Here is a 16,601-nt window from a genome sequence, read left to right on the forward strand (position 1 = left end):
AACTGGCATACACTGTATACACACATGAGCCGCTGGAGTAAGGCTGGGGTGTTGCGCAATGTGTTTGAACAACTCCAGCTCGAACAGGCGCTGCTGAGCAAAATTGACTGCATATGCCTGGACTCTACCAGCGTCAAAGTACATCCTGATGGGATGGCTGCATTAAAAAAACGGCCCCCAAAGTATAGGCAAGTCATGTGCGAGCTGGACAACTAAGATCCATATGCTTAGTCATAGCCCCATACATGCGGTGGCATTTCCACTGAGCGTAAGCAATGCACATGACGCGCAGCCTGGGGGCGCGTTATTGCACCACACAGGGCAAGTTAAACGTAAGCTGCATTTGCTCATGGACAAAGCCTATGAGGGCAACTAAACCCGGCAACTGGGAGAGCGTTCATAATTCTGTGTCAGGCAGAGAGTGGGATTATAAAGTTAGCGCATGATCGAGTCGTCCTTCAAAATAAATGGCTAACTGCGATAAAGTCAGATTCCAGTTGCGTATGGGCATGGTCCATTTTTCCTGTGCGTTTTGCAGTCCCAGATACAGCAGTTTGAGCAGGCTATTTTCATTTGGGAAAGCGCCTTTGGTTTTGGTCAATTTTCGGAACAGGCGATGCGCCGATTCTATGGCATTTGTCGTGTAAATGGCCTTGCGGATATCGGCGGGGTAGCGGAAGTAAGCCGACAGGTTCTCCCATTTACGCCGCTATGATTGAATGACCATCGGGTAGTGCTGCCCCCATTTGGTTTGTAGTTTATCCAGCGCCGATTCTGCCGCCTCTTTCGATACTGCGCGGTAAATCGTCAGGTATGTGCCTTAGGAGTATACAAAACTGTACCATGTCATCCAAATGTATCGTTTTAGGGATGGTGGAATTTATGGTAGAAAAATAAAAAAGCAGCCTTAAAAGCCGCTTTGTTACTTGCTGTCTGGCGGAGAGAGCGGGATTCGAACCCGCGGTGGGCTATTAACCCACACACGCTTTCCAGGCGTGCGACTTAAACCACTCATCCATCTCTCCGTGGCAAGCTGCACATTATAGCGCAGAAACTGGGAGTGTTGCTAGAGGGTAAAGTATGGGTGTGGAGAAATACAGGGCGGTGGATCTGAATTTTTGCTTTTCGGGGCCGCAGGCGGAGCAGTTTTAACTGTAAAAAAGAGTTTTCTAAGTATAAATGGGTAAGCAGCCGAGCGTTCTTTACAATAGAATCTGCAGGTGACAATTTAGAAAGCCTATCTCGGTTGTTTGTGGTTTTGAGCCGGGGCTGTGGTAGGCGATTATAAAAATGCAGTGAATTTTGGTTGGGCGAGCAGGAGTAGGGGTTGATGGAAAAGAATATCACGGTGTTAGGCGCTGGAATGGTCGGGGTTTGCTGTGCGCTGGCGTTGCAGCGTTTGGGTGCCCGTGTAACTTTGATTGACCGTGGTGAACTGGGTAATGAGACTTCTTATGGCAATGCCGGCGTGATCGCCAGAAGTTCGTTGATTCCATTTAATAATCCGGCGTTGTGGAAGTCCTTGCCGCGTTACAGTCTGAACCAGTCGGCGCAGTTGCGTTATAACCTGGGCTTTATGATGCGCAACTGGACCTGGGCTGTTCAGTACCTGTCAAATACGAGAAAATCACGTTTTAAAAAGACGGTGGTGGCCCTGAATTCTCTGATCAGCCTTTCTTCAGAGCTGCATCAGGCCTGGGTGAAAGAGGCGGGGGCCGAAAAGCATTTGCATGACCAGGGGTGGATTCACCTTTACCGCACTGAAGCGGCTTTTGCAGGGCAGGCATGGGCCAGGCGCATTTATGAGCAATATGATGTTGCTTTTGAGGTGCTGGATTCTGCCGGGCTGTATATGCTGGAGCCTTCTATCAAGTCTATTTTTGAACGCGCAGTGTGGATCAAGGATACGATGAGTATCAGCAACCCACGCGCCGTGGTCAAAGCATATGCGCGCCTTTTTACCGCGCAGGGCGGCAGTATTGTCCGCAGTGATGTGCGGCATGTGAGCAAGGCGGGCAATGGTCACTGGGTATTGCAGGAGGTGACTGGTTTGCAGCGGGAGGCGCCGTGCCTGGTTGTGGCACTGGGCCCATGGTCAGCAGATATGTTGTTGCCGCTGGGGGTGAGGATTCCGATGGTGTATGAAAGAGGTTATCACATGCATTATCAGGTTGCGGATGATGTGGCGCTGAACCGCCCGGTTTACGATACCGGGGGCGGTTATGTTTTGACGCCGATGGAAGAGGGGATTCGCTTGTCTACAGGTGTTGAGCTCAATGACTACAATGCGCCTGCAATGACCGAACAACTGGATATGGCCCAGCAATTTGCGCAGCAGGCGTTTCCGCTGGGTGCACGCAAAGACCAGAAGCCCTGGCTGGGCAGCCGGCCAACGCTGCCGGATTGCCGCCCCATGATTGGCGCTGTTCCTGACCATGCAGGGTTATGGCTGGCTGTGGGGCATCATCACATTGGCTTGAATACTGGGCCGGCCACAGGCCAATTGCTGGCTGCGCTGATGAGCGGGGAAGAACCGCCAATTGATCCGCAGCCTTTTGCGCCGGAGCGCTACCTGTAAATCAGCACTGTCTGGCGGAGGAATAGTCGCTCGTGCAGTACGATATTGTCTATGGGGATTTGCTGGACCAGCCTGTTGATGTGATTGTGAATGCCTGGAATCGCAATGTGATTCCATGGTGGCTGTTGTTACCGCAAGGGGTTTCGGGGGCCATTAAAAAGCGCGGGGGTTATCAGCCTTTTAAAGAGGTTGCCCAAGCCGGGGTGATTCCACTGGGGGGCGCTGTGTATACCGGTGCCGGCCGGCTGCCTTTTAAAGGGATTATTCATGTGGCAGGCATTAATATGTTCTGGCGTTCCACATACAAGTCCATTACGGGTTCTGTGCTGTCTGCCATGCAGATAGCCGCGCAGCGCAATATTGGCTCAATCGCGTTTCCGGTGATTGGTGCAGGCTCTGGTGGGTTCTGGGGTTATAGCCAGAAGCAGGCTCTGGCTCTGATGGAGAGCACCTTCGCCGGGATTGAGTCTGACGTGCAGACCAGAATCGTTATTTTCCGTCGCACATAGAAAATGGTTTCCCAGCATTATTCAGGCAAGGGGCCAGGAGCCCCATGCCATCTTAAAACGCTGCCTTGGTTTTTGCCAGATAGTAAATGGACGCAAAACAGGCCAGAGCCAGAAGAAAAGCGCCATAGCGGATGCCTGAGTTTAATGGCTTGCGGCGCAAGGCGACAAAACCCAACAGAATGTACACCAGCAGCAGCCCCAGCTTTTCGGTCAGCCACAGGGATTGTGGTGTGAGCGGATACTGTGCGGTCAGGAAGATCAATGTCACACCGGAACAGAACAGGATGGTGTCGTTGCAATGCGGTACGATCCGTACCCATTTTTGCCGCATGACAGAGGCATTCAGGCGCAGACAGATAAAACGAGCGATCAGCAGGCTGATGCTGATGGCCGCACATATCATGTGCAGGTGCTTGATGAGGGGATAGTAGTTGGACATGGCTGTGCTGGTTAAGTGATAGTGTCAGGCAGGGTGTAAGCTTATGAGCCTAGATGGCATGATATGAATCTGCTTGGCTGGGCTGTTGCATCAGTTGGGTGAGTTTTTCCATCATGGGCTCCACCTGTGACTCAATGGTCAGGTAGCTCAATTGCTCCTGGTTCATGAACCCTGCGTTGACGCCTGTTTGCATGAAGTTCAGCAGGCCGTCGTAATAGCCGTCCACGTTCAGCAGGCCAATCGGGTTATCATGGTAAGCGAGCTGACGCCAGGTCCAGACTTCAAAAAATTCTTCAAAGGTGCCAATGCCGCCGGGCAGCGCCAAAAACGCATCGCTGGCCTGTGCCATGGCCTGCTTGCGCTGGTGCATAGTATCAACAATGCGCAGTTCGGTAATACCCCGGTGTCCCTGTTCTTTTTTGATCAGGCTTTGCGGAATGATGCCATATACTTCCCCACCTGCGGCAAGTGCCGCATTGGCCACCGTGCCCATCAGGCCGGCATTGCCGCCGCCGTATACCAGCCGTATCTGGTGTGATCCGAGCCATTGCCCGACTTGTTGTGCTGCCTGTACATAAGCCGGCGATACGCCGGAGCGCGATCCGCAATAAACGCAAATAGATAGTTTTTGATTCATAGGTTTTTGTTGTTATTGATTTGTTAAGTCTACCACCAATGATGTGACAGCCGTATGACAAGCAGGCTCAGCCATATGCCGGCAGCCAGCAGCATGCTTGCCATGGCGGCTGCGCTGCCTATGTCTTTGGCGCGGCCTGAGAGCTCATGGTGCTCAAGCGAGATACGGTCCACAACGGCCTCAATGGCAGAGTTAAACAGCTCAACAATCAATACCAGTGCAATGCAGCCCAGCAGCAAGACATACTCAACCCAGGTGCGGGCCAGCAGCCATGCGCAGGGCAAGGCCAGCAGCAGAACAAAAAGCTCCTGCCGGAATGATTCTTCATATCGCCACGCAGCTTTAAAACCCTTGACAGAATAGGTGAAAGTCGAAAATGCACGGCGCCAGCCTTTGGGTGCTGGTTTATTGATATTGTCTGGTTGTGTCATAGGTGATTCATCAATGGGTTGCGGTAAATACCGGCTTGAACGCTGTGAGGTTTATATTATGCCCGTTTCTGCAGAAGAGGTATTGAAGTATGGGGTGGCCGGGTACGGGAAAAGCTGCGGAAAATGGACGTTTTCAGACGCCTGTATTTCAGATGGCATTTTGAATTGTCAAGATAAAGCCGGGGATGGTACATATCCTGCCGGGAATACGCACAGAGAATGGCAAACCATTAAAATAACAGGTTATGCAAAAAAATATGAAGTCAAATCAAAGCTATCAGGAATCGTCCATTAAGGTGCTCAAGGGGCTGGAGCCTGTCAAACAGCGCCCGGGCATGTATACCCGCACCGACAATCCCCTGCATGTGGTGCAGGAGGTGATTGATAACGCGGCCGATGAGGCGCTGGCAGGTTTTGGCAAGCGCATCAATGTCATTATGCATACGGACGGCAGTGTCAGTGTTGAAGACGATGGGCGGGGTATTCCTTTTGGCATGCACCCGCAGGAAAAAGCACCGGTGGTGGAACTGGTGTTTACACGGCTGCACGCCGGCGGCAAGTTCGATAAGGGGGATGGCGGGGCTTACAGTTTTTCGGGTGGCCTGCATGGTGTGGGGGTCAGCGTAACCAATGCACTGGCCAAGCGGTTGGAGGTGACCGTGTACCGTGACGGTCAGGTTGCCCATATGGCTTTTTCCGGCGGAGATGTGGTTGAGCCTCTAACCGTGCGCAAAGCGGGTTCCGTTGCCGGTACCAGTGACCGTAAAAGCGGAACAACTGTGCGGGTCTGGCCGGATGCCAGGTATTTTGATTCAGCCAATTACCCGATGGGGGATATGGTTCACCTGCTGCGCAGCAAAGCGGTGCTGATGCCCGGAACCATTGTGACGCTGACGCAGGAAAAGAACAAAGAACAGCAAAGCTGGCAATACAAAGGGGGGCTGAAGGATTATCTGCTTCAGACACTGCCGGCAGACCCGGTAATTCCGGTGTTTGAAGGCGAGCAGTATGCCGATGACCAGGGTGAGCAGTTTGCACAAGGGGAAGGTGCTGCATGGTGTCTTGCCTTTACCGAAGAAGGCTCACCGGTACGTGAGAGTTATGTCAACCTGATTCCGACCACCGCCGGGGGCACCCATGAAAGCGGCTTGCGCGAAGGCATATTTCAGGCGGTAAAAAGCTTTATTGATCTGCACAGCCTGCTGCCCAAAGGGGTGAAGCTGATGCCTGAAGATGTGTTTTCGCGTGCGAGTTTTGTATTGTCGGCCAAGATTTTGGACCCCCAGTTTCAAGGCCAGATCAAAGAGCGTTTGAACAGTCGCGATGCGCTGCGGCTGGTATCCAGTTTCATCCGGCCAGCGTTTGAGTTATGGCTGAACCAGCATATTGACAGCGGTAAACGTTTGGCAGAGCTGGTGATCCGTGCGGCACAGACACGCCAACGAGCCGGGCAGAAGATTGAAAAGCGCAAGGGCTCCGGTGTGGCCGTGCTGCCGGGCAAGCTGACCGATTGTGAAAGCCGTGACCTGCAGATGAATGAACTGTTTCTGGTGGAGGGTGATTCCGCCGGAGGTTCTGCCAAGATGGGGCGCAACAAGGAGTATCAGGCGGTACTGCCCCTGCGCGGAAAAATTCTGAATGCATGGGAGGTTGAGCAGGACCGTTTGTTCGGCAATGCTGAAATCCATGATATTTCTGTGGCGCTGGGTGTTGACCCGCACGGTGTGGGGGATGAGCCTGATTTGTCCGGGCTGCGTTACGGCAAAGTGTGTATCCTGTCTGACGCAGATGTGGACGGCTCTCACATTCAGGTGCTGTTGCTGACGCTGTTTTTTAAACATTTTCCGCGGCTGATTGCCAATGGCCATGTCTATGTGGCCAAACCGCCGTTGTTCAGGGTGGATGCACCGGCGCGCGGTAAAAAACCAGCCAGCAAGATTTATGCGCTGGATGAGCGCGAACTGAATGCCACTTTGGACAAACTGCGTAAAGATGGTGTACGGGAAGGTGCATGGGGCGTCAGCCGCTTTAAAGGGCTGGGTGAAATGAATGCCGAGCAGTTGTGGGAAACAACGCTGAACCCGGATACCCGGCGTTTGCTGCAGGTGGGGCTGGGCATGATGGACTTTCATGCTACAACCACGGTCATGACGCACCTGATGGGCAAGGGCGAAGCGGCAGCACGGCGTGAGCTGATGGAAGTGTATGGCGATGCAGTCGAAGTGGATGTGTAAGGCATTGCCGGCCATCTGCTGAAAGACCAACAAGTACTGGAAAGGCACCGATGTTATGGAAGATCTTGCACCCCAAGTGGACAGATGGCTGAGTGTGCTGATTCCTGCGGCGCAGGTGGTTTTTATCATCGTTGTGGCGCTGCTGCTGAAAAAGCTGTCGAGCCGGCTGGTGGAAAAGCTGAAGTCGCATTACCACCTGCCCATGGAAGTGCTGGTTGGCATCCGGCGCTTGCTGTCTTTCATTATTTTTTCCAGTGCGTTATTTTTGATTCTGGACCGGCTGGGCGTGTCCGGAACGGTGCTGTGGACCGCTTTTACCGGGTTTGCTGCCGTGGCGGCAGTCGCTTTTTTTGCGGCCTGGAGTGTGCTTTCCAACATTTTTTGCGCGGTGCTGATCATGACGACCCGGCCTTTCCGCCTGTATGACCATGTGGAGTTGCTGGAAAACGGTGAAAAACCGGGGCTTGTCGGGCAGGTGATTGATATCAACCTGGTGTACACGACATTGCGCGAAACCCATGAGGATGACACCAAAACGGTATTGCAGATACCCAACACCCTGTTTTTCCAGCGGACCATCCGTTGCTGGCAGGGCAATTCAATACCCAAGCGCAAAAAGAAAGTTGAAGAAGCTGCCAAGGCGGATGAGGGCAAGTAAGCCGCCCTGCCCCTGTGCCAGCCGGTTTTTCAAAACTTGTTTTTGAATGAAGCATGTGCGGTTGCTTCGGTCCCGGTTATTCAAGGTAGCGTTTAGCCCATTCACCGGTCCATTGTTGCAGCGCATTTTCTACCGTGCTGTTTTCGCTTGCAGGTAAACCTAACACGGCTGCGGCCAGATTCAGTTCTACCAGTGGCTTGCTGCTGTCCGCAGCAGGAGCACCGTGCTGTTTGCTGAGTTTTTCGCCATTGGGCATGTATACCAGTGGTGTATGGCAGTAACGCGGTGGGGGTTGGTTCAGCGCCTGGTACAAAAGGATCTGGCGCGCTGTGTTGTCACTGATATCTTCGCCACGTACGACATCGGTAATGCCCTGGTCGATATCGTCTACAACGACGGCAAGCTGATAGGCCCAGATGCCATCGGCGCGCTTGAGCACAAAGTCTCCGACAACCTCGTCCACCTGCTGGCTTTGCATTCCCTGCCGCCGGTCTTTCCAGTCGACACGGCATTGCGCATGGTCCGGCAAATGAAAGCGCCAGGCGCGTGGCAGTGCACCGGCAGGCAAGCCACCATGTTCCGGCCGGCAGGTGCCGGGGTAGATCAGCGCTGTATGGCGCTGGTGCGGGCGGCCAGAATGTTCTAGCGCATGGAGAATCTGTGCCCGCGTGCAGATGCAGGGGTAAGCGCGCTGGTGCAGCAGCAGGTGCTCTAGTACCTGTTGATAACGGGCGTTTTTGTGTGTCTGGTAAACAGGTTTGGCATCCGGCAGCAGGCCAAAGCAGGCCAGTTGGTGCAGGATGGTGTTTGCCGCAGCAGGATCGCACCGCTGGGTGTCAATGTCTTCAATGCGTACCAGCCATGTACCGTGGTGGGCGCGTGCGTCAAGCCAACTGGCCAGTGCGGCAACCAGCGAGCCCCGGTGTAAAGGCCCGGTGGGGGAAGGCGCAAAACGGCCGATATAGGCAGGTGCAGAAGTGGTGTTCATGAAATCAACGGCAATGCTACTTTTGTCAGCGCCTGGCAGGTAGCCGGTGAGGCCAGTTGGTTTAGCCACCATTTCAGCGCATTGCCTTGAGGGCCGTCGCGCCAGGCACAGACCAGTTTCATGGCGGGCATGATGTATTCGGTGGCTTTGGTAATGAGCAGCCCCTGCTCAATGAACGGCTCAGCAATGGTTTGCGGTAAATAACCGCCGCCCAGTCCGCGTAGCTGGGCGTGCAGTTTAACGGTGAGCGATGGTACGGTCAGAACATCCTGCCCGGGCTGTATGCCCAATGTCATAGGGGTATTGACACGCGCCGTATCGGCAATGGCGATCACGCGGTGTTTGGCAAGTTGGCTGTTGCTTAACGGGGCAGGTACCTTGGCGAGCGGGTGGTGTGCTGCCACGCAATACACCATGGGAACCTGGCCAATCGATTGCGTGCAAAAAGTGCGGTAAAGGTGTTCATCTTCAATCGCCAGAATCAGGTCTGCCTGCCCACTGGCCAATGCTTCCCAACTGCCGGAGAGCACTTCGGCCCTCAGCCGGATGCGTGTGGGCGGCGAGTTCCGGTGCGGCTTTGGGGAGGAGGGGTGTTGTTGGCCGCTTTGAGCCGGCAGGTTTTTGATATGCAGTGCATAAAATGCCTCGACCAGATCAAGCATGGTTGGCAGGTTGATGATGCTGTCTACCGCAATGGTGAGGACACTTTCCCAGCCTGTGGCAATGCGGCGGATGCGGTTGGCAACGGCATCCAGATCTTCCAGCACGCGTAACCCTTCCCTGAGCAGCTCTTCGCCTGCGGCGGTCAGCTTGGCCTGGCGCGAACTGCGGTCAAACAGAAGCACATCCAGGTTTTCTTCAAGCTGCCGGATGGTGTAGGTCAGTGAGGAAGGGACTTTGCCCAGCTCACGCGCAGCAGCGGCAAAACTGCCGCTACGGGCAATCAGGTCAACCAGCGCAATGGCCTGTGGCCCCAGCGCCTGGGAGGCATGTAAGAGGGGAGGAAACTTTTCATTCATATTTTTTGAATGATAACGTCAAATTTATCTCATTATGTACCGGATGTTTGCTTTTTACAATACTCATATGACTTATATAAAACCTTATTTATATATTCAATAATTTTGTATTAAAAATTTCTAGGGAACCACGGCGTCATTCATGGAATGGCGTACAGATGACACACTTTTAAAGGATCAAAAATGAAAAATCTTCAATCTCTGTCTCAAGGTCTATTTCCTTTTATCGGGCGTATTCTTATTGCGCTGTACTTTATCCCGTCTGGCTTTGGCAAATTGGGCAGCGGATTTCAGGGGGCTGTGGCTTATGCAACTTCTGCCGGCCTGCCTTTTCCAACTTTGGGCGTGATTGCAGGTATTGTGATTGAAATTGCGATTGGTATTGCCTTTTTGCTTGGTTTTCAGACAAAGTTAAGTGCGCTGGTCTTGGCTGTATTTACAGCGGTGGCAGCATTTTTCTTCCACAATTACTGGGCAATGCCTGCAGAGATGCAAATGATTCAGTCCATTCTGTTCTGGAATCACCTGGCTTTGGTGGGCGGCATACTGGCTTTCATGTCTTTTGGCGCAGGGCGCTGGAGTGTCGACAGTTTGTTGCGCCAGCCTCAGTGGTCGGGCAAAGCTGAATATGCAGGGGCCCGGACAGGCAGTCATGCATGATGTGTTGTTGTCAATTACGGACGTAAAAAGGAGGCATATGCCTCCTTTTTTCATGGGCCATCACTGAACAGAATCATGCAGAAGCCTGGAGCATTGACCGCATGTTGCACCTGTTTTGGCTGATATGTGATTGGCGTGCTGAATGGCGCTGGTTGGATGTTACGCACATTTAAGCGACGATGCCTATATGTGGATAGTGCCGCGAAGCATTTGTTACGCATAAAAAAAGAAGCCTGTTAAGGCTTCTTTTCAGGTTGGGGCATAAGGCGTTTACTGGTCAAACGGCATATGCATTTTTGAAAGGTCTTTTTTGGTTTCCACCAACACCAGCGGGCCTTCGTCAACCACAACACGTGGTTTGGGCTCACGTGGAATATGCGGCTGTTTGGGCTCATTGTTGATGGCTTCCTGAACTGCTGCTGCACGTTGTGGATCAGTGTTGACCCATACCAGGCCGGCATTTTGTGCCACGGTGTTCAACTCGCTTTGAGGCAGGGTATAAGCACCATTTTTCTGCTCGGCAGCCGCATGGGATTGGGGCTTGTGTTCCTCAGAAGCCGGTGGCGCAGTTTTCAGCAAAGCCTGTTGTGTGACAACAGAATCAGCCGTGACAGGCAGATGTTCAACGGTAACTGTCATTGCCGTGCCGGTCACTTTTTCCACAACATTGGGTTCTGCATTGTCGCCAGCCTGTTCCTGTGTTTCTACAGTTGCCGACTGGACGGATTCACCTACATAAATGGTCGATGAACCGGCAGGTGCTGTCTGCTCAGTGTTCTCCGCAGCATCTGACGTGATGCTGACCATGGGCTCCGTTTCCGGGATTTCAGCGCCAAATGTGCTGTCATGCCCACTTTGGGAATCGCTGAAACCATCTTCCCGTGGCCCTCTTTGGCGGCGGTCACGGCCATAGCGATCACGGGTGCGGCGGCTGCGCTGACGGGGAGCTTCCTGCTCGCTGTTGATGTTGACGTATCCGTTCTGATTGGCCGCTGCATCGTCGCTGCCTTGCTCTTTGGCTGCCTGGTCGGCGCTTTCCGGCAAACTCTGCTCAGGCGCATGATCTGCAGAGGTGGCTGTATCAACTGCGGGTGTCTGGGCCTGGTTGCGCGGGCGCCGTTCGCGGCGTTCCCGTTTAACCGGAGCGGTTCCGGTGCCGGCTTCGCTGCTTTGTTTTTCAGCCTGGTCCTGCGATTCCAGCATGTCGTCCGTAGCTGCATTGGCTGCTTGATCGTCACGCTGCGGGTCACGCCGTTTGCCGCGGCGGTTTTCGCGTGGCGGGCGCGTGTTTTCGGCACCATTGGATTGCTCCGCTTCACTGCCGGCCAAAATGCTTTTATCAGCTTCGGGCTGGCGGCGCTGGTTGCGGCGCTGCTGTGTATTGTCTTTGTCGGCAGTCTGGCGGTTGCTGTTGCGGCGGTCACCCTGTTTTTCGCCGGTTTGCCGCTCGGTGCTGCGCTCTCCGCTGGCTTTGCGGCCTTCACCACGGTCATTGCGGCGGGTGGAGGAACGCTCACCATTGCGACGGTTGCCAGAGCCTGCGGTTCTGCCGGAGCGTCCTTTTTTCTTGGGCTCTTCGGGTTCGGGTTCCGGTACCGGTGTAGGCTGTCCACCAAACAGTTTTTTCAGCCAGCCAAAGAAACCATTGGATGCCGGGGCAGCCAGTTTTTCTTCTTCGGCAGGTTTGTCTTCCATGGCCGGTGGCGGTGCATCGGGCAGGAAGTTTTTAATGACAGGTTCTTGCCGGTTGGTTTTACGCTCAGCCTTGCTGATCATCATGTCCGGGTTTTCTGTTTCCTCGGCCATGGTGTAGCTGGCCTGCAGATGCTCCAGTTGCGGGTCATCGTATTTCAGGCGTTCAAGCTTGTAGTTGGGCGTTTCAAACTGTTTGTTCGGCACCAGGATCACGCTAACACGCTGTTTGAGCTCAATCTTGGTGATTTCCATGCGCTTTTCATTCAGCAGGAAAGAGGTAACATCCACCGGCACCTGCACCTTGACGGCAGCGGTGTTGTCTTTCATGGCTTCTTCCTGAATGATACGCAGAATTTGCAGCGCAGATGATTCCGTATCGCGGATATGCCCTGTGCCATTACAGCGCGGGCAGGTAATAGAAGCGCCTTCGAACAGTGCCGGGCGCAGCCGCTGGCGGCTCAGTTCAAGCAGGCCGAACTTGGAGATGCTGGAGAACTGGACACGGGCACGGTCTTGCTTGAGCGCATTGCGCAAGCGGTTTTCGACTTCCTGCCGGTTCTTGGGCTCTTCCATATCGATGAAGTCGATAACGATCAGCCCGCCCAGGTCGCGCAAACGTAACTGGCGTGCAATTTCGTCAGCGGCTTCCAGATTGGTATTGGTGGCCGTTTCTTCAATATCGCCACCGCGTGTGGCGCGGGCGGAGTTGACGTCAATTGCCACCAGTGCTTCGGTGTGGTCCAAAACGATGGAGCCGCCTGAAGGCAGGACCACAATACGGGCATAGGCCGATTCAATCTGGTTTTCAATCTGAAAACGCGCAAACAACGGGGTGTCGTCGCGGTAGCGTTTAACCTTGCGGGCGTCATCAGGCATGATGTGCGCCATGAACTGGTTGGCCTGGCTGTAGATGTCATCGGTATCGATGAGAATTTCACCAATGTCAGGCGTATAGTAGTCGCGGATGGCGCGAATGACCAATGAGGATTCCTGATAAATCAGGAATGCGCCGCTTTGGGATTGTGCTGCACCGTCAATCGCTTTCCACAGGCTGAGCAGGTAGTTCAAGTCCCATTGCAGTTCGTTGACTGCGCGGCCAATGCCGGCCGTGCGGGCGATCAGGCTCATGCCGCGCGGGTATTTGAGCTGGTCAAGGTTGTCTTTCAGTTCCTGACGCTCATCGCCTTCAATCCGGCGCGAAACACCGCCGCCACGCGGGTTGTTGGGCATCAGCACCAGATAGCGGCCAGCCAGCGAGATGAAGGTGGTCAGGGCTGCGTTTTTGTTGCCGCGTTCTTCCTTTTCGACCTGAACAATCAGTTCCTGCCCGACGTGAATCGCTTCATTGATTTTAATCTGCGAAACGTTGGAGCCTTCCGGAAAATACTGCCGGGAGATTTCTTTGAACGGCAGAAAGCCGTGACGCTCTTCACCGTAGTCGACAAAGCAGGCTTCCAGCGATGGTTCAATGCGTGTGACCACGGCTTTGTAAATATTGCCTTTGCGCTGTTCCCGGCCCTCTTGTTCAATTTCAAAGTTCAGCAGTTTCTGCCCATCAACCATTGCCAGACGGCGCTCTTCCGGTTGTGTGGCGTTAATCAGCATCCGCTTCATGATGCATGTTCCTTTTTACATTCAGTCAACAAAATCTGTATGCAGGCATAGCCTGCGCACAGCATACGTGACGATGCAGCAGAAAACATGTGAACGAATGATATGAACTGCCGTATGTTCCCAACTGATTTCCAGAAACTGAATCACCTGTTGGGGGAAGGGCACAAATTATGAAATCATCTGATTCAAGCGGCGATAGATATTAAAGCCTGATGAAGCATTGAAATTACCCTCTGGTGCACGGAATGCATAAAAACGTGAGGGTAAATTGCAAATGGGGTGGAGTGTTCTGGTTGCAGATGTGCGCCGGGCATTCACAGCCACACCGCCAGTCCGCTGGACCAGCAATGGATATGCACATGCAATTTGAAAATACAGCCACGCCATGATCATTTCACTAACGGGTAACAGCCTTATGACATATCACTTTATGCATAATGGCTGCTGCCACAAGATTTCATTACACTGTTCTTAGTCGTTCTACGTTGTTCTCTGTATATCATGGCCGCTTGGAACCACCGTTACACATTGGGTAACAGGCTGGTACACAGGCCGCCACGAAGCATCGTTATGGAACCTGCTGCCAGATCAACGATCCATTTTCATAGCGGATCAATCTGACTCAGATTCCTGTTTGCTGCGGGTCATTGTCTTCACAAAAGGCAATATGCCTTTTACATTGGGGCAAACCCCGCCAGCCACAGTTTATATGTTGTTCTGCAATAACTTGACGTGCTTGTTACACTCTGTGTGTATATGACAGGCCAGCATGCATCAAAACAATAAACCAAACATATTATAAGCGGGAAAATGCCTAAAAAGTTACAAAATTATCAACAGGGGGGTAAAACGGGTCGTCAACCCCCTGCTGAAAGTGGTCATCGGGCCCGCCAAAGCGTTTCGCCTGGCAAAACTGTTGCTGCCAAAAAAGTGCCTGGCAAGAGAGCACCTTCAGCCGGATATGCCCAGGCAAAGCCCGCTGAAGGGGCGTTGACGCATAAAAACTGGGGTGCTCAGGCCGCTCCTGCGCCCAAAAAGAGAAGCAGGACTTCACCGAAAGCGGCGGATTCCGGCGCTAGTGAAGCACAGCAGCAACTGATGGAGCAGGCGCAACTGATTGCGGTGGATGAGGGGCATGCCGGGCAGCGGCTGGATAATTTTTTGCTGAACCATTTAAAAGGCGTACCTAAAACCTATGTATACCGGGTGATTCGCAGCGGCGAGGTGCGTGTGAATAAAGGCAGAGCCAGCGCGCAAACCCGTGTCGACGCAGGTGATATGGTACGTGTGCCGCCGGTACGGCGGGCATTGCGGCCCCAGGTACCTGCCGCACCAGCCAGAGAGTTTCCGGTTTTATACGAGGATGGCGGCTTGCTGGTGGTCAACAAGCCTGCGGGTACCGCGGTGCATGGCGGCAGCGGTGTGAATTTCGGGGTGATTGAGCAATTGCGCCAAGCCAGGCCGCAATGCAAGATGCTGGAACTGGTACACCGGCTGGATAGGGACACTTCGGGCATTTTGGCTGTGGCTAAAAAACGCTCCATGCTGACCGCGTTGCAGGATCAATTCCGTCAGCGGGAAACGGGCAAGACCTATCTGGCGCTGGTCAAAGGGGTATGGGGTGAGGGCGCTACTGGCTCAAAGCAGAAAGCTGTGGTTATTGACGTGCCGTTGCATAAATACCTGACGCCAGAAGGTGAACGCAGGGTCAGGGTCACCGGCAAAGATGATCCGCAGGGCAAGCGTTCGGTCTCTATTGTGAATGTGGTGCGGGTATTTGATGGCTTTACGCTGCTGGCAGTGACCATTAAAACCGGGCGCACGCACCAGATAAGGGTTCATTTGGCGCATATGGGGCATCCCATTGTGGGGGATGATAAATATGGTGATTTTGAGCTGAACCGTGTAATGGCCAAAGAGCGCCGTTTCACCCGCATGTTTTTGCATGCTTATCAGCTCAGTTTTGTGCACCCGCAAAGTTCGCAGACGATGCAACTGCAGGCGCCATTGCCTTTAGAATGTCAGACTTTATTGCAAGAGTTGGAAAATGAGTCAAATATCTCAACGGCCGTTTGATCTGCTGGTTTTTGACTGGGACGGAACGCTGTTTGATTCGACAGCGCTGATTGCCCAATGTATTCAGGATGCATGCCGCGATCTGGGCTGCCTTATTCCCGATCTTTCTGCGGCCAAGCGGGTGATTGGCCTGGGCCTGGTGGATGCCTTGAAGCAGGTGGCGCCGGACTTGCCGCAGGAACGTTACCCCGAGTTGGCAGCGCGCTACCGCTTTCATTATTTTGCGACACAGCATCAGGTGACTTTGTTTGACGGGGTGCCCGAGTTTTTGCAGCGCTGCCGCGACCAGGGCTATATGCTGGCGGTGGCAACGGGTAAAAGCCGCCGCGGGCTGGATGAAGCCCTGAGCAGTGTGGGCCTGAAGGCCATGTTTGATGACACGCGCACAGCAGATGAAACCGCTGGCAAGCCCGATCCGCAGATGCTCAATGAACTGATGCAGGTGCTCGATACGCCTGCGGCACGCACATTGATGGTCGGCGATACAACACACGATATTCAGATGGCTGTCAATGCGCATGTGCCGTCTTTGGCAGTCAGTTATGGTGCCCATACACCCACGGTGCTTTCTTCCTATACGGAAGCGCAGGGCATGCTGGGAATTGTGCATTCCATTGATGAAATGGCCCACTGGCTGGAACGGCGAAATTCAAATGAAGCCGCTATCTGATGACGCTGGCAGCGAACAGCGGATATACGTGTGTCGCAGTGATGAGCTGGAGGACAGCGGCAAGGGCGCTTCTTTTGACGTGATGTTGCAGGGCGCAAAAAAAGCCCGTGCGTTTGTGGTGCGCTATCAGGGGCAGGTGCACGGTTATATCAACCGCTGCCCGCACCTGGGCGCGGAGCTGGACTGGCGCAGGGACTTTTTCTTCAGCAGGTCGGGCCATAAACTGATTTGTGCCTTGCATGGGGCAACCTTCAGTCCTGTAGACGGTGCTTATCTGGCCGGGCCTTGTGAAACCGGGCTGACGTCGGTTCGTGTTGTGGAACAGGATGGCGCTGTGTATTGGCTGCCCGATGAACTGATTTCGTTCCCAGCAGTCTAAGTAATTTAGGCAAA

General features: G+C 53.6%; 16 protein-coding genes, 1 tRNA gene and 1 pseudogene. 10 read left to right on the forward strand and 8 right to left on the reverse strand.

Features of this window, described 5'->3' with window-relative positions; all coding sequences use genetic code 11:
• Positions 1-24: 24 nt before the first annotated feature.
• Positions 25-216, forward strand: a complete 192-nt coding sequence (locus CUZ56_RS00275; RefSeq protein ID WP_162615205.1) for a hypothetical protein — start codon at positions 25-27, stop codon at positions 214-216.
• Positions 217-427: 211 nt separating this feature from the next.
• Here the strand turns inward: CUZ56_RS00275 and CUZ56_RS00280 are convergent.
• Both CUZ56_RS00280 and CUZ56_RS00285 read right to left on the reverse strand, forming a co-directional pair.
• Positions 428-805, reverse strand: a pseudogene (locus CUZ56_RS00280) (transposase); the annotation flags it as partial.
• Between the two features lie 129 nt (positions 806-934).
• A tRNA-Ser gene (locus CUZ56_RS00285) sits at positions 935-1,025 on the reverse strand.
• A gap of 305 nt (positions 1,026-1,330) precedes the next feature.
• Here CUZ56_RS00285 and CUZ56_RS00290 point away from each other — a divergent pair.
• Entirely contained in the window at positions 1,331-2,578 is a 1,248-nt protein-coding gene (locus CUZ56_RS00290) for an NAD(P)/FAD-dependent oxidoreductase (protein ID WP_126977104.1), read from the forward strand.
• A 32-nt stretch (positions 2,579-2,610) separates the two neighbouring features.
• Positions 2,611-3,087 carry a macro domain-containing protein gene (locus CUZ56_RS00295; protein WP_126977106.1) on the forward strand — a complete coding sequence of 159 codons (477 nt, stop codon included), beginning with the start codon at positions 2,611-2,613 and terminating at the stop codon, positions 3,085-3,087.
• 52 nt (positions 3,088-3,139) lie between these two features.
• Here the strand turns inward: CUZ56_RS00295 and CUZ56_RS00300 are convergent, their stop codons facing one another.
• From CUZ56_RS00300 to CUZ56_RS00310, 3 genes are read right to left on the reverse strand one after another with little or no spacing between them, the layout of a single operon-like run.
• Entirely contained in the window at positions 3,140-3,526 is a 387-nt protein-coding gene (locus CUZ56_RS00300) for a SirB2 family protein (RefSeq protein ID WP_126977108.1), read from the reverse strand.
• A gap of 49 nt (positions 3,527-3,575) precedes the next feature.
• Positions 3,576-4,163: an LOG family protein gene (locus CUZ56_RS00305; RefSeq protein ID WP_126977110.1), complete on the reverse strand. Its 588-nt coding sequence runs from the start codon at positions 4,161-4,163 to the stop codon at positions 3,576-3,578.
• A 29-nt stretch (positions 4,164-4,192) separates the two neighbouring features.
• On the reverse strand, positions 4,193-4,594 hold the full coding sequence (locus CUZ56_RS00310; RefSeq protein ID WP_126977112.1) for a diacylglycerol kinase: 402 nt from the start codon (positions 4,592-4,594) through the stop codon (positions 4,193-4,195).
• A gap of 13 nt (positions 4,595-4,607) precedes the next feature.
• On the opposite strand from CUZ56_RS00310, the gene CUZ56_RS00315 reads away from it, so the two are divergent.
• From CUZ56_RS00315 to CUZ56_RS00325, 3 genes are read left to right on the forward strand one after another with little or no spacing between them, the layout of a single operon-like run.
• Positions 4,608-4,889 carry a hypothetical protein gene (locus CUZ56_RS00315; protein WP_126977114.1) on the forward strand — a complete coding sequence of 94 codons (282 nt, stop codon included), beginning with the start codon at positions 4,608-4,610 and terminating at the stop codon, positions 4,887-4,889.
• Complete coding sequence (locus CUZ56_RS00320) at positions 4,852-6,828, forward strand: DNA topoisomerase IV subunit B (RefSeq protein ID WP_204250791.1); 1,977 nt, start codon at positions 4,852-4,854, stop codon at positions 6,826-6,828. Before CUZ56_RS00315 ends, CUZ56_RS00320 begins: the two co-directional genes overlap by 38 nt.
• Positions 6,829-6,883: 55 nt before the next feature.
• The gene (locus tag CUZ56_RS00325; protein ID WP_126977118.1) at positions 6,884-7,486 is read left to right on the forward strand and encodes a mechanosensitive ion channel family protein; all 603 of its coding nucleotides are present in this window, start codon (positions 6,884-6,886) and stop codon (positions 7,484-7,486) included.
• A gap of 76 nt (positions 7,487-7,562) precedes the next feature.
• Here the strand turns inward: CUZ56_RS00325 and gluQRS are convergent, their stop codons facing one another.
• Both gluQRS and CUZ56_RS00335 read right to left on the reverse strand, forming a co-directional pair.
• The gene (gene gluQRS / locus CUZ56_RS00330) at positions 7,563-8,474 is read right to left on the reverse strand and encodes a tRNA glutamyl-Q(34) synthetase GluQRS (RefSeq protein ID WP_126978469.1); all 912 of its coding nucleotides are present in this window, start codon (positions 8,472-8,474) and stop codon (positions 7,563-7,565) included.
• Complete coding sequence (locus CUZ56_RS00335; RefSeq protein ID WP_126977120.1) at positions 8,471-9,493, reverse strand: LysR family transcriptional regulator; 1,023 nt, start codon at positions 9,491-9,493, stop codon at positions 8,471-8,473. Before CUZ56_RS00335 ends, gluQRS begins: the two co-directional genes overlap by 4 nt.
• Positions 9,494-9,676: 183 nt before the next feature.
• Between CUZ56_RS00335 and CUZ56_RS00340 the strand changes: the two genes are divergently transcribed.
• Complete coding sequence (locus tag CUZ56_RS00340; protein ID WP_126977122.1) at positions 9,677-10,153, forward strand: DoxX family protein; 477 nt, start codon at positions 9,677-9,679, stop codon at positions 10,151-10,153.
• 270 nt (positions 10,154-10,423) lie between these two features.
• On the opposite strand, the gene CUZ56_RS00345 is transcribed toward CUZ56_RS00340, so the two are convergent.
• Entirely contained in the window at positions 10,424-13,462 is a 3,039-nt protein-coding gene (locus CUZ56_RS00345; protein ID WP_126977124.1) for an Rne/Rng family ribonuclease, read from the reverse strand.
• 1,098 nt (positions 13,463-14,560) lie between these two features.
• On the opposite strand from CUZ56_RS00345, the gene CUZ56_RS00350 reads away from it, so the two are divergent.
• The 3 genes from CUZ56_RS00350 to CUZ56_RS00360 are packed head-to-tail and all read left to right on the forward strand — an operon-like array spanning position 14,561 to position 16,587.
• The gene (locus tag CUZ56_RS00350) at positions 14,561-15,538 is read left to right on the forward strand and encodes an RluA family pseudouridine synthase (RefSeq protein ID WP_126978471.1); all 978 of its coding nucleotides are present in this window, start codon (positions 14,561-14,563) and stop codon (positions 15,536-15,538) included.
• Positions 15,510-16,208 (forward strand): HAD family hydrolase, encoded by a 699-nt coding sequence (locus tag CUZ56_RS00355; protein WP_126977126.1) that lies wholly within the window; start codon positions 15,510-15,512, stop codon positions 16,206-16,208. The genes CUZ56_RS00350 and CUZ56_RS00355 overlap by 29 nt, the downstream gene beginning before the upstream one ends.
• On the forward strand, positions 16,192-16,587 hold the full coding sequence (locus tag CUZ56_RS00360; RefSeq protein WP_126977128.1) for a Rieske (2Fe-2S) protein: 396 nt from the start codon (positions 16,192-16,194) through the stop codon (positions 16,585-16,587). The genes CUZ56_RS00355 and CUZ56_RS00360 overlap by 17 nt, the downstream gene beginning before the upstream one ends.
• Positions 16,588-16,601 lie beyond the last annotated feature (14 nt).

Origin of the sequence: Saezia sanguinis, assembly GCF_003991585.1 — a bacterium.
Taxonomy (GTDB): domain Bacteria; phylum Pseudomonadota; class Gammaproteobacteria; order Burkholderiales; family Burkholderiaceae_C; genus Saezia; species Saezia sanguinis.

Coding starts and splice junctions, on each gene's coding strand:
- CUZ56_RS00340 (WP_126977122.1), top strand. CDS start 9,677: ATGAAAAATCTTCAATCTCTGTCTCAAGGTCTATTTCCTTTTATCGGG.
- CUZ56_RS00310 (WP_126977112.1), bottom strand. CDS start 4,594: ATGACACAACCAGACAATATCAATAAACCAGCACCCAAAGGCTGGCGC.
- CUZ56_RS00350 (WP_126978471.1), top strand. CDS start 14,561: ATGGAGCAGGCGCAACTGATTGCGGTGGATGAGGGGCATGCCGGGCAG.
- CUZ56_RS00335 (WP_126977120.1), bottom strand. CDS start 9,493: ATGAATGAAAAGTTTCCTCCCCTCTTACATGCCTCCCAGGCGCTGGGG.
- CUZ56_RS00290 (WP_126977104.1), top strand. CDS start 1,331: ATGGAAAAGAATATCACGGTGTTAGGCGCTGGAATGGTCGGGGTTTGC.
- CUZ56_RS00345 (WP_126977124.1), bottom strand. CDS start 13,462: ATGAAGCGGATGCTGATTAACGCCACACAACCGGAAGAGCGCCGTCTG.
- CUZ56_RS00315 (WP_126977114.1), top strand. CDS start 4,608: ATGGGTTGCGGTAAATACCGGCTTGAACGCTGTGAGGTTTATATTATG.
- gluQRS (WP_126978469.1), bottom strand. CDS start 8,474: ATGAACACCACTTCTGCACCTGCCTATATCGGCCGTTTTGCGCCTTCC.
- CUZ56_RS00325 (WP_126977118.1), top strand. CDS start 6,884: ATGGAAGATCTTGCACCCCAAGTGGACAGATGGCTGAGTGTGCTGATT.
- CUZ56_RS00300 (WP_126977108.1), bottom strand. CDS start 3,526: ATGTCCAACTACTATCCCCTCATCAAGCACCTGCACATGATATGTGCG.
- CUZ56_RS00305 (WP_126977110.1), bottom strand. CDS start 4,163: ATGAATCAAAAACTATCTATTTGCGTTTATTGCGGATCGCGCTCCGGC.
- CUZ56_RS00320 (WP_204250791.1), top strand. CDS start 4,852: ATGAAGTCAAATCAAAGCTATCAGGAATCGTCCATTAAGGTGCTCAAG.
- CUZ56_RS00355 (WP_126977126.1), top strand. CDS start 15,510: ATGAGTCAAATATCTCAACGGCCGTTTGATCTGCTGGTTTTTGACTGG.
- CUZ56_RS00360 (WP_126977128.1), top strand. CDS start 16,192: ATGAAGCCGCTATCTGATGACGCTGGCAGCGAACAGCGGATATACGTG.
- CUZ56_RS00275 (WP_162615205.1), top strand. CDS start 25: ATGAGCCGCTGGAGTAAGGCTGGGGTGTTGCGCAATGTGTTTGAACAA.